The sequence below is a fragment of the Kosakonia sp. CCTCC M2018092 genome (assembly GCF_003864115.1).
Classification (GTDB): Bacteria; Pseudomonadota; Gammaproteobacteria; order Enterobacterales; family Enterobacteriaceae; genus Kosakonia; species Kosakonia cowanii.
In genome coordinates this window covers 2,370,400-2,382,323 of the sequence record NZ_CP034225.1, presented here as the reverse complement: position 1 = coordinate 2,382,323, position 11,924 = coordinate 2,370,400, and the positions used below count along the sequence as shown (strand labels likewise).

The following is an 11,924-nucleotide window of genomic DNA, read 5'->3' as shown; positions in this document are numbered from 1 at the left end:
TATCAGTTTAGAAAAAGTGCGCAAAGCGTTGAGCTGTTATAGACAGTTACAACCATGACCTTCTGGTGAATATTTCCCGTTTCGCCTGGACTATCCCGCATCCTGCCGTACCCTTGTAAGGGACTGTTATATGTAAATTGCTGTCAACTGTTTCTGCAAGTCGGCGGGCGTAGTCATTAACATTGACGCCACACCATTGATTCTGAGGATGTGCATGTTTGGTTTAGATGCGTTTTACCTGGCGAGGATACAGTTCGCCTTCACCGTTTCGTTCCACATCATCTTTCCGGCGATAACCATTGGCCTGGCCAGTTATCTCGCGGTGCTGGAAGGTCTGTGGCTGAAAACCCGGAACCCGGACTGGAAAACCCTTTACCACTTCTGGTCGAAGATTTTTGCCGTTAACTTCGGCATGGGGGTGGTTTCCGGTCTGGTGATGGCCTATCAGTTCGGCACCAACTGGAGCGGATTTTCGCAATTTGCGGGCAGCATTACCGGCCCGCTGCTCACCTATGAGGTGTTAACCGCCTTCTTCCTCGAAGCAGGCTTCCTTGGCGTGATGCTGTTTGGCTGGAATAAAGTCGGCCCCGGGCTGCACTTTTTCTCCACCTGTATGGTGGCGCTTGGCACGCTGATGTCGACCTTCTGGATCCTCGCGTCCAACAGCTGGATGCATACCCCGCAGGGCTTTGCCATTGAGAATGGCCAGGTGATTCCGGTGGACTGGTTTAAGGTTGTCTTCAACCCCTCCTTCCCTTATCGCCTGTTCCATATGTCGATTGCCGCCTTCCTGAGTAGCGCGCTGTTTGTCGGTGCTTCTGCGGCCTGGCATCTGCTGCGCGGCAACAATACGCCGGCGATCCGCAAAATGTTCTCCATGGCGATGTGGATGGCGCTGGTTGTGGCACCCATTCAGGCGATGGTCGGCGATATGCACGGGCTGAATACGCTTGAGCATCAGCCAGCGAAGATTGCCGCCATTGAGGGCCACTGGGAGAACCCGCCGGGTGAAGCGACGCCGCTGCTGCTATTTGGTCTGCCGGATATGGAGCAGGAGCGCACCCGCTACGCGGTAGAGATCCCGGCGCTCGGCAGCCTGATCCTGACTCACAGCCTCGATAAGCAGGTCCCGGCGCTGAAGGAGTTTCCCAAAGATGAGCGCCCCTACTCGCCGATCGTCTTCTGGTCATTCCGTATCATGGTGGCGCTGGGCATGCTGATGATTGGTCTTGGCGTAATGGCGCTGTGGCTGCGTTATCGCAAGCGGCTGTATGAGTCGCGGCCTTTCCTGCACTTTGCCCTCTGGATGGGGCCTGCAGGGTTGATCGCTATTCTCGCCGGGTGGGTGACCACTGAGGTGGGTCGCCAGCCGTGGGTGGTTTACGGTCTGCTGCGCACCGCCGATGCGGTTTCCGGTCACGGCGATTTGCAGATGAGCCTCAGCCTGCTGGCCTTCTTTATCGTCTACTGCTCGGTGTTTGGCGTCGGCTATCTCTATATGGTGCGTTTGATCACCAAAGGGCCGCAGCCGCACGATGAAAACACCACGCAGGGCACTCCGGCACGTCCGCTTTCAGCGGCAGGTGAACGTCTTCCGGCTGATGAGGATAAATAATGGGTATCGATCTTCCGTTAATTTGGTTTGTCATTATCGTCTTCGCGACCCTGATGTATATCGTGATGGATGGTTTTGACCTGGGCATCGGCATCCTCTTCCCGGTGACGCGCGACGGCCACGATCGCGATGTGATGGTCAACAGCGTCGCGCCAGTGTGGGATGGGAACGAAACCTGGCTAGTGCTGGGTGGTGCGGGGCTGTTTGGCGCTTTTCCGCTGGCCTATGCGGTTATCACCGACGCGCTGACTATTCCGCTGACGCTGATGCTGATTGGCCTGATCTTCCGCGGCGTCGCCTTTGAGTTCCGCTTTAAAGCGACTGAAGCGCACCGTCCCTTCTGGGATAAAGCCTTCTTGTCCGGCTCGCTGCTGGCGACCTTCTCGCAGGGCGTAGTGGTTGGCGCGTTTATTAATGGCTTTAAAGTGACCGGCCGCACCTTTAGCGGCGGCGCGCTGGACTGGCTGACGCCGTTTAACCTTTTCTGCGGCCTTGGCCTGGTGATTGCGTATGCATTGCTGGGAGCAAGCTGGCTGGTGATGAAGAGCGGCGAACCGTTGCAGGGCAAAATGCGCGCGGCGGCGAAAAAACTGCTGCTGGCGTTACTGGTGGTGATGGGCGTGATTAGCCTGTGGACGCCGCTCTCCCACGGCGCGATTGCCGATCGCTGGTTCAGCATGCCGAACCTGCTCTTCTTCTCGCCGGTGCCGCTGCTGGTGATTGCGCTCAGCATCTGGCTCTGGCGCTGCCTCGGCAATGAAGAGGTGCACAGACGCCCGTTCCTGCTGACGCTGGGGTTAATTTTCCTCGGCTTTAGCGGCCTTGGGATCAGTATCTGGCCCAACATTATCCCGCCGGATATCAGCTTCTGGCAGGCGGCGGCACCGCCGCAGAGCCAGGGCTTTATGCTGGTTGGCGCGCTGTTGATCATCCCCATCATTCTGGTTTACACCTTCTGGAGCTACTACGTGTTCCGCGGCAAAATCCAGCATGGCGAGGGGTATCACTGATGAAACAACCGCTATGGAAACGGCTGATGTGGCTGGTCGTCATCTGGGGCGGAAGCGTACTGGCGCTGGCTGCCGTCAGCATGGTGTTCCGGCTGTTGATGTCAGCCGCCGGGTTTAAATCCCATTAAGTGCAAAGGCCGGAAACACGTTAATGTTTCCGGCCTTTTTTATCGCTTTTTTGCCGGATGGCGGCTCCGCCTTATCCGGCCTACGCGGTTCGAGCGGTATTGTAGGCCGGATAAGCGCAAGCGCCATCCGGCAAAGTGTTTCCGGCCTTTTTTTGGTTTTTCTGCCGGATGACGGCTCCGCCTTATCCGGCCTACGCGGTCCGAGCGATGTTGTAGGCCGGATAAGCGCAAGCGCCATCCGGCAAATCATCCCTACTTGTGCATCACCACACTGCTTTCCACCGGAATACGCGGCATGCGCAGCGTCGCGGCGATATTCGAGGTGTCGGCGTAACCAAACGAGATACCAAACAACAGGCGGTACTCATCTGATACCCCCAACGCTTCACGCACCAGATCGGCATGAAAACCGAGCAGCGTCTGCGGAATACCGGCAAAGCCGCGGGCGGCTAAGGAGAGCAAAAAGGTCTGCCCGTACATGCCCATATCCGACGCCACGCGAACGTTATCGCCAAAGGTCGGCATAAACAGAAACGCCGCGTGAGGCGCATCGAAAAAGCGATAGTTGCGCAGGTAGTATTCACGGCGCTTCTCTTTATCATCCCGCGCAATGCCCAGCGCTTCGTAATAGAGCTTCGCCTGCTGCTGGCTGCGGTCAAAATAGTCGCCGTGGAAATCCTCATAGGCGAAGGTGAAGTCCGGCGTCTGTTTGCCGGCAATATCGTTCTCGATCATCAACTGCGCAAGGCGATCTTTGGTTTCACCGGAGACAACGTGCACATGCCAGGGCTGGGTGTTGCAGTTGGAGGGCGCATATTGCGCGTCCTGCAGAACGGCGTGGATCTGCTCATCCGTCAACGGCGTGGGCAAAAAGGCGCGTACCGAGGTGCGCTGGCGGACGGTTTCATCGAAAGCTAAAACAGGCGTACTCATAAATAGTCTCCGTGCTGAATGTCGCCGTATCTTAGCGATGAACTCCGTGCGTAAAAACAGTACAATGCGCCATGGACCTTTGCGGATTACGCACAGATGAAAAACCTCAGCCAGATTAGCGCCCGATCGATGCACCTCTTTCTTGCCATCGTGCGCGAAGGCAATCTCTCGGAAGTCGCCCGCAACGAGGGGCTTGCCGCCTCGTCCTTATCGCGCGTGGTGCAGCAACTTGAGCAGGCGCTGGAAACCCAGTTGCTCTACCGCAACACCCGCGCGGTGATCGCCACCGATGCCGGGCATATTTATGCCCGGACCTTCCGCGCGATGTTGCAGCAGTTAAGCGATGCGCAGACGCAGGTCGGCGAGCGGCGCGGCGAACCGGGCGGCCGTATCCGCATCAATGCGCCCATCTCCTTTGGCCTGAACCATATCGGGCCACGCATCAGCGAACTGAGCGAGCGCTACGCCGCCTTGCAGATTGAACTCAATCTTAACGATGACTATATCGATCCCTTTGCCGATGGCACCGATCTGCTGGTGCGTATCGCCTCGCTGAAAAACTCGGAGCTGCACGGGCGGCTGATTGCAAAACAGACCTGCCACCTGGTAGCGACGCCCAACTATATCCGCCGCTACGGCGCGCCCGCCTCGCCCGAAGATCTGCTGACGCACCGCCTGCTGGCCTATCGCGGGAGAACCGGGTTGCAGCGCTGGCGCTTTCAGCGCGGCGAGCAGGATTTCGCCTTCTCGCCGCAGGCGAAAATTCTCTCGGATAATGCGGAGCTGCTGTTGCAGGCGGCGCGCAACGACGCGGGGATGCTGCTTTTTCCGGACTGGCAGGTGGGCGAGTTGCTTAATCGCGGCGAGCTGGTTGCCCTGCTGCCGGAGTACACCGCCTCCTATTCGCCGGGCGAGCAGTCGCTGTGGATGCTCTACCCGGGCGGAAAATACCCGTCACTGAATACGCGCACGGTGATCGACTTTCTGCTGGCGAGTTTCGGATCGCCGCCCTACTGGCGCTACAACTCAGCGCCATAAACAAAACAGGGTGGCATTGTGCCACCCTGTTTGTTATCTGTTTTTCGGTAGGGTTTTCAGCAGATCATCGGGGCTGATTGAGGCCACTACGCTGCCCGGCAGCGGCATCTTGAGGATGTGATTTTTCATCTTGCCGATCACGTGCATTTCACACGGGCGGCAATCAAAGCGCAGGGTTAACACCTCATCGCCGTGTACCAGCTGCATCGGCGTCGCGCGCCAGCTTTTGATATTGCCCTTCGCCTGTTTCGGGCAGAGGTTAAAGGCAAAGCGCAGGCAGTGTTTGGTGATCATCACCGGCACTTCGCCCTTCTCTTCGTGGGCTTCATACGCCGCGTCAATCAGCTGTACGCCATAGCGGTGATAGAATTCACGCGCTTTATGGTTGTAGACGTTGGCGAGGAACGAGAGATGGGTTTCCGGGTAGACCGGCGCAGGCGTCGCCACCGCTTTACGGCTGCCACGCTGATAGCTCGCCAGACGCGCCTCTTCCAGCATCTCCACCGTTTCGCGTCGCAGCTGGTTGAGCAGACTGTTGGGTACAAACAGCGCCCCCGGCAGGTTGATGTCGACCTTCTGCGCGTAGTAACGGGTTTGCCCCAGCTTCGCCAGGCCATCTTTCAGGTTATCGAGCGCTTTTTCCGCGTTATTAGCTTCGTCAAACTGACCATCCAGCGTATGAGTCACGCTGACGCCATCTTCGCTGGTCAGCGTCAGCACCAGCTGCTCCTGCCAGCCGCCCAGCTCAATATCAACGCCGATGCGCCGCTCGCTGGAGGTTTTCAGCAGCGCCTGCTGCCAGTTGTGATCGAGGTTACGGTTGAGCGCATGATGCGGGCGCAGGGTTTTCAGCGCATCCGGCATCTCGTTCGGGAAGACGCGGTAACGGTTTTCGGCGGTTTTCTCCGCGACGTTAACGCGGAAACCAACCACTTCGCGCTTCACCAGCACGTTCAGCCCGTCGCCGTTGGCCAGCGGTTCGGTCACTTCCACGTCGAGATGATCCTTGCCCACTTTCAGCACTTCGCCTACCGGCAGGCCGACAAACTTCGGTGAGTCAAACGCGCCGATATCGATTTTGCGCGCGTTAACAAAGTAATCGGTGCTGCCGCGATGGAAGGTTTTATCCGTCGAAGGAATAAAGAAGTGCTCGGTGCGCCCGGCGGAGGCGCGCGCCAGCTCCGGGCGATCGTCGATAATCGCGTCGAGCATCTGGCGATAGTGAGCGGTGATGTTTTTCACATAGCTCATATCTTTGTAACGCCCCTCAATTTTGAAGGAGCGCACACCCGCGTCGATCAGCGCCGCCAGGTTAGCGGTCTGATCGTTATCTTTCATCGACAGCAGATGCTTTTCATAGGCCACCACGCGGCCCTGATCGTCTTTCAGGGTGTAAGGCAGACGGCAGGCCTGCGAGCAGTCGCCGCGGTTGGCGCTGCGCCCGGTTTGTGCATGAGAAATGTTGCACTGCCCTGAGTAGGCCACGCAGAGCGCACCGTGAATAAAGAACTCAATGGTCGCGTCCGTCGCCTGGTGGATGGCGCGGATCTGCTCAAGGTTCAGCTCGCGGGCCAGCACAATCTGGCTGAAGCCGACGTCGGAGAGGAATTTGGCTTTTTCAACGCTGCGGATATCGCACTGGGTGCTGGCATGCAGCTCAATCGGCGGAATATCCATCTCCAGCACGCCCATATCCTGCACAATTAGCGCATCAACACCGGCCTGGTAGAGATCGCCGATCAGTTTCTGCGCCGGTTCCAGTTCATCATCATGAAGAATGGTGTTGAGGGTGATAAACACCTTCGCGCCATAGCGGTGGGCGAACGGCACCAGTTCGGCAATATCGCGCAGGCTGTTGCCGGCGTTATGGCGGGCGCCGAAGCCGGGGCCGCCAATATAGACTGCGTCCGCGCCGTGAAGGATCGCTTCACGGGCGATGGCGGTGTCGCGAGCCGGGCTGAGCAGTTCAAGATGATGAGGGTGCAGGCGCATACAATCGTCGTTATCCATTATGTGCAAAATGGCGGCTATTGTAGTCAGAACCGGGGCGTTACACCACCTGTCACGCCGGGAATTTGCGCCAGGCGACAATGCTATGCCGAAATCGCTATTTCCCCCGGCGTCGCTGGCGCGATAGTGTGGTGACAGGAACAGAAATCGTCACGTTGTGGATGTTATGGGGTATTAATCGTCGTCGTTTTTTGCCGCGGGTTCGCTCGCGGCTTTTTCTTTTGGATAGTGGATTAATGAGTGGAAATGCACGGTTTGCGCGGTGCTGTTGCGATAGGCATGCGCCCGATCCGCCGCGAAACGCACGCCGCTCCCCGCCTCCAGCGTCTGCCACTCGCCGTTAAGCTGCATATCCAGCACCCCATTGATGACCACCACATGTTCAATCACCCCTTTTTCGTGAGGCGTTGATTCACTCAGCGCGCCCGGCGCAAGGGTGATGGAGAAGAGATCAAAATGGAGCTGTTCATCCCACGGGAAAAGCGGCGTGATCACCATCGCCTGCCTGTCGGGATCGTAGGCCTGCGGCGTGTCGCTCTGCGGCGGCGCAATAAAGGTTGAGAACGGCACATTTAAGCCGGTGGCGATTTTCCACAGCGTCGCGACAGTCGGGCTCGACTCGTTACGTTCGATCTGCCCGAGCATCGCTTTTGATACGCCGGTCTCTTCTGCGAGTTTTGAAAGGCTCCAGCCCCGCGCCTGACGCAGCATTTTCAGGGTTTTTGCCAGATAATCCGCGATATTCATACCGCCTCCGGGAAATTAAAACGCAGCGAGTATAGCGCAGCGTTTCTATTTTAGAGAGCGAAACTAAAGCGAGTGCAACTGCTCATAACGTTTGCGGTATTCGCGCGGGCCGACATGGTATTGCTGATGAAATAGACGCGAAAAATAGAGCGCATCGTCATAGCCCACCACCTGGGCGATTTGCGAAATAGTCAGCTGCGTATGTTGTAATAACATCGCCGCCCGGCTCATACGCTGCTTTTCCCGCCAGCCCCAAATCGTCATGCCAATTTCCTGGCGAAAAAGATGCGCCAGCCTTGACGTTGAAAGATAGGCTTTCGCCGCCAGCTCGCTAATCGTCAGTTTAGCCGCCAGGTTCTCATCCAGATATTGGCAAATAGCGTTAATGCGCGGGTCGACCGAGGCGCGATTACTCGCCGGCTGCTGTTTGAAACAGTAAAGCAGCGCTTTTTCCAGACTATTCATGGCGAGGATCTTATCCACGCGGTCTGGTGAGGAGTTAAGCCGAATCACCTCTTTCACCGCTGTTTTTAACTGCTCGACAAAAACCAAATCGGCACTTTGCGTCAGGCCAATCTGATGCCAGTTACGATCCCATTTCAGCCAGTCAATCCAGTAAGGTCGTGGAATAAAATAGATCCACAAATGATCCCAGTAAGCGCTTTGCGCTTCACGCCCATAGTGATGCGGGCAACCGGGAGGGAAAAGCAAAATATCGTTTTCCCGGCAGATAAACGTCTCGTTATTACGGTGAATTACCCCTGCGCCACGCAGGGTAATATTTAAAATATAGCCTTTCATTCCCTGCTGGCGGTTAATAAAAAAGTCCAGCTTATTGCCTTTGACGATAGGCGTATAACCCGCCACCAGATAGGCATTAAAGGTAAAACTACGCATTAAAGGCGAGTAGATCAGCAATTCATCATCGACGTCATTCATGGGAAGAGTTTGCGGCCACATTATTGAGCGTCCTTACGCTAGCACAGGCAAAGAGGAAAAGCCGCAGCCGCCTGCGGCGAGTCATTTATTTGGCGAATACACCACGCGAGAGATCCGCCGCCACGCGGTCATAAAAACCATCCAGTTTATAAAACCAGATCAACACCATATTCAGCATAGCGAGGATAAACGGGAAGAAAATAAACAAGAACTCAATCATATCAAGCACATGTTTTGACTGTTGGGCGTTGCCGCCGCTGACAAAACCGGCCGCGCCAAGGATCCAGCCCACGCTCGCGCTGCCCAGCCCCATGCCGAGCGTCTGGCCTAACGTTCCGGCGCTGAATAAGATCCCCTCAATGCGCAGCCCGGTTTTCCACTCGCCGTAATCAATGGTGTCAGCAAGAAAGGCGAACATCGTGGCACCAATGCCGCAAAAACCGATACTGCGCACCACGGTGGCAAGAATGACAAACAGCGAGCTGGTTTTATCAATTAACGGCAGTAAATAGGCAATGCTGCAAATGGTCAGCCCGAGCAGCGCTAAATTGCGTTTACCCAGCCGCTTGATGAGATAAGGAATAACCAATAGCGTGATCAGCCCCGGCAGGTATTGCGCCACGCTAATCCACGACATCATTGAGACATCCTGCAAAATATAGCGCGAGTAGTAGACGCTGGTGGTCGAGAGCGCCGTTAAGCTGGTAAAGGTGATCAGCAGATAAAAGAAGATCATCAGCCAGTAGCGGTTTTTCAGCATCGAGGCGGCGACCACCCCCGCACGGATATTGTTGCGATTCTCCTTATTGACCGGTTTGATGCGCTCCCGTGTCCAGGCGGCGGTTAATAACAGGCACAAAGCCGTAAAGAATCCAAAAATAGCGAACACAATTACCCATGAGGTGTGGCTATTTCCGAAGGCGGCGACCAGCGGCAGCGTAAATGCGCCTACCGTCAGCGAACCGCAGGTTGATAAGCCTTTGCGGAAGACGCTCAAAATACCGCGCTGATAGGTATCGCGGGTTATCAACGCCAGCAGCGAGCCATAGGCAATATTGTTGGCGGTGAAAAAGATGTTCGCCAGTAAATAGGTGACGCAAACATAGATAATCTTGCCGCTATCGCTGATGCCCGGCACCGTCGCCATTAAAAATGCTGACAATCCAAACGGTACGGCGGTCCATAATACCCACGGCCGTGCTTTACCCAGCCGGGTATCGGTTTTATCGATGCGGATCCCGACAAAGACACAAATAACGCCATCGATAACGCGGGCGAAAAACATCAGTGAACCGACCAGCACCGCTGAAATACCGACGACATCGGTATAAAAATAGGCCAGGAATGTCACCATCAGCGTATAGGTTAAATTCGTACCGTAATCGCCCAGGCCAAAGGCGAAACGCTCGCGAAAACCGGGCGTGCTGGTTTCGCTTTGCTGCTCTTCAATCGTTAATGCACTCATTTTGTACTCTCCACGAGAATAATTTGCACATCCCAATCCTTGAGCGTTATTACCTCATTCTGCCTGAGGTTTTTACCGCTAAACATCTCTCGCCCGGCAGGCTTAGTAAACGTGACGGTTTGCGGCTCACTACTGTAGTTGAAGTAGTAGAGGAGGCTATTTTCATCTTTATCGAAGCCACGCCTGATAATTACCGGGAAGGTTTCCGTCGGCATTGTGTCGTGCTGGTAAAGCGTGTCGCGCAGAACATGGCGATAAACTTTTGCCAGTGCTGCGGGAGTGATATGGCAGCCAATATAGGTGGCGGTTCCCTGCCCGTACCGGTTGTGCGTGATTGCCGCATAGTGTTGCCAGTAAGGATGGTCGTAACGCGCCAGCACCTCGGTGTTTTCATCAGGAGTGATTAACTCCATCCAGTCGCTGATTTGCGCCTCGTCGGCAGAAAGATCGAGGCTTTCTGAATGCAATAACGTGCGGTCAGGATCAACAAAGAGCTGATAGTGAGCGCCGACGGCTTCGCTGATAATTCCCGGCTGTACGCAGGTGCGCACTTTCATATGCTCGTCGGCAAAGGCGGATTTAAAGGAGAAAATGGCATGACCGCCCTGTTCAATATAACGATTAATCTGCTGTAAGCGCTCGTCGCTAACGCTGTAGAGCAGCGGGAAGATCAGCATTTCATAACGGAACAAACGCGCATCGTCGACGGCGATAATATCCACTTCGATATTCATCTTATAGAGCGTGTCGTAATAGTCGCGGAACAGGTCGTTATATTGGTGCAGCGCATCGCGGCTAAACTGATGGCCGTGGTATGGGTGCCAGTCGATAGCGGTTAAACATTCGTTACTGATTACCAGCGCCACCCGGCTGCGGCGTGAGAAGCGCGTTACGGTTGCCGCGTGCTGGTTGAACTCCGCGCCGATCGTACAGGCCTCGTGATAGACCGGGTTGGGTTGCAGATCGTGGCTGAGCAACCCCTTCCAGTAGGTTTCGTAGGAGTTGTGAATGGAGTGCCAGTGCCAGTAACCCAGCAACCTTGCGCCGCTGGCAACATGACTCCAGGCTTGCAGGCGCAGCTGCCCCGGGAAAGGGGTCCACTCTTTAAAGGCCTGCGCCTGGGTTTCCAGCACAAAATAGGGCTGGTCTTTTGTCACCCTCGCAAGATCGCCGGTAAAGGCAATTTCCGCACCGGTGAGTTGAAACTGGCTCGGGTGATAGACATCCACGCCGGTAATATCCAGCACGCTGGCGGTTTTAAAATGGTCGACCTCGGCGCGAATACCATACGACCAGTTGCGCCAGTCAAAATCAAAGTTGTGGGTAATAAACTGCGCATCGCTTTTATAGCCTTTCACAATCTCAGCCTGCCAGCCGAGAAAACGCGTCACCAGCGAGCGCTGAAATTGTTTAAAGGCGCAGCCGAGGCTGGCATTAATCGTCCCTTCAATCGGCGGAAAATCTTCCCAGGCATCAATGCGGTTACTCCAGTAATCCAGCCCAAAGGCGTGATTCATGGCCTCAGTACTATTTTTGAACTCTTTTTTGAGGTATTTCACAAACTCGATTTGCGCCCCGGCTGAGCAGGTGTCGTAATATTTCGTTTCGTTGTCGATTTGAAAGCCAATGACTGCCGGATGGTTCGCCGTTGCCGCTAATAACGCGCGAATAATGCGCTCGGCGTACCATAAAAAAGCGGGATGGGTAATATCCATCTTTTGCCGGTGACCGTAGACATTTTTCCCACTACTGGTGGTGGCCATCACATCCGGATATTTTTTTGCCAGCCACGCCGGTAAGGCATAGGTCGGCGTGCCGATAATCACGGCGATACCGTTTTTATGCATTTCATCCAGTACCGTCAGCACGGAACTGAAATCAAACTCCCCTTCCTGTGGCTCAAAGGTGCTCCAGGTGCTCTCGGCGATACGCACATAATTAATACCCGCCTCTTTCATCAATTTAATATCTTCGTGCAGGCGTTCCATCGGCAAATATTCGCGGTAATAGGCGGCACCAAACAGTAATTTATCCATCAG

The 11,924-nt window shown here is 55.3% G+C and carries 10 protein-coding genes; 4 read left to right on the top strand and 6 right to left on the bottom strand.

Annotated features, from left to right (window positions below; translation table 11 throughout):
* The first annotated feature begins 214 nt into the window (after window positions 1-214).
* The 3 genes from EH164_RS11400 to EH164_RS11390 are packed head-to-tail and all read left to right on the top strand — an operon-like array spanning window position 215 to window position 2,753.
* On the top strand, window positions 215-1,615 hold the full coding sequence (locus EH164_RS11400) for a cytochrome ubiquinol oxidase subunit I (RefSeq protein ID WP_124968297.1): 1,401 nt from the start codon (window positions 215-217) through the stop codon (window positions 1,613-1,615).
* Window positions 1,615-2,625, top strand: a complete 1,011-nt coding sequence (cydB, locus tag EH164_RS11395) for a cytochrome d ubiquinol oxidase subunit II (RefSeq protein WP_042718231.1) — start codon at window positions 1,615-1,617, stop codon at window positions 2,623-2,625. The genes EH164_RS11400 and cydB overlap by 1 nt, the downstream gene beginning before the upstream one ends.
* Window positions 2,625-2,753 (top strand): DUF2474 domain-containing protein, encoded by a 129-nt coding sequence (locus EH164_RS11390; protein WP_023478887.1) that lies wholly within the window; start codon window positions 2,625-2,627, stop codon window positions 2,751-2,753. Before cydB ends, EH164_RS11390 begins: the two co-directional genes overlap by 1 nt.
* Window positions 2,754-3,005: 252 nt before the next feature.
* Here the strand turns inward: EH164_RS11390 and EH164_RS11385 are convergent, their stop codons facing one another.
* Window positions 3,006-3,686: a nitroreductase gene (locus EH164_RS11385; protein ID WP_023478863.1), complete on the bottom strand. Its 681-nt coding sequence runs from the start codon at window positions 3,684-3,686 to the stop codon at window positions 3,006-3,008.
* 96 nt (window positions 3,687-3,782) lie between these two features.
* Between EH164_RS11385 and EH164_RS11380 the strand changes: the two genes are divergently transcribed.
* The gene (locus EH164_RS11380; protein WP_124968296.1) at window positions 3,783-4,724 is read left to right on the top strand and encodes a LysR family transcriptional regulator; all 942 of its coding nucleotides are present in this window, start codon (window positions 3,783-3,785) and stop codon (window positions 4,722-4,724) included.
* 33 nt (window positions 4,725-4,757) lie between these two features.
* Here EH164_RS11380 and EH164_RS11375 read toward each other — a convergent pair whose 3' ends face one another.
* From EH164_RS11375 to EH164_RS11355, 5 genes are all read right to left on the bottom strand, one after another.
* Window positions 4,758-6,716, bottom strand: a complete 1,959-nt coding sequence (locus EH164_RS11375) for a U32 family peptidase (protein ID WP_124968295.1) — start codon at window positions 6,714-6,716, stop codon at window positions 4,758-4,760.
* A gap of 192 nt (window positions 6,717-6,908) precedes the next feature.
* A complete protein-coding gene (locus EH164_RS11370) occupies window positions 6,909-7,481 on the bottom strand; it encodes a helix-turn-helix domain-containing protein (RefSeq protein WP_124968294.1) in 573 nt (190 codons plus the stop codon).
* Window positions 7,482-7,544: 63 nt separating this feature from the next.
* Complete coding sequence (araC, locus tag EH164_RS11365) at window positions 7,545-8,441, bottom strand: arabinose operon transcriptional regulator AraC (RefSeq protein WP_241175030.1); 897 nt, start codon at window positions 8,439-8,441, stop codon at window positions 7,545-7,547.
* 64 nt (window positions 8,442-8,505) lie between these two features.
* A complete protein-coding gene (locus EH164_RS11360) occupies window positions 8,506-9,885 on the bottom strand; it encodes an MFS transporter (RefSeq protein ID WP_023478881.1) in 1,380 nt (459 codons plus the stop codon).
* A complete protein-coding gene (locus EH164_RS11355; protein ID WP_124968293.1) occupies window positions 9,882-11,921 on the bottom strand; it encodes a beta-galactosidase in 2,040 nt (679 codons plus the stop codon). The genes EH164_RS11360 and EH164_RS11355 overlap by 4 nt, the downstream gene beginning before the upstream one ends.
* Window positions 11,922-11,924: the final 3 nt, after the last annotated feature.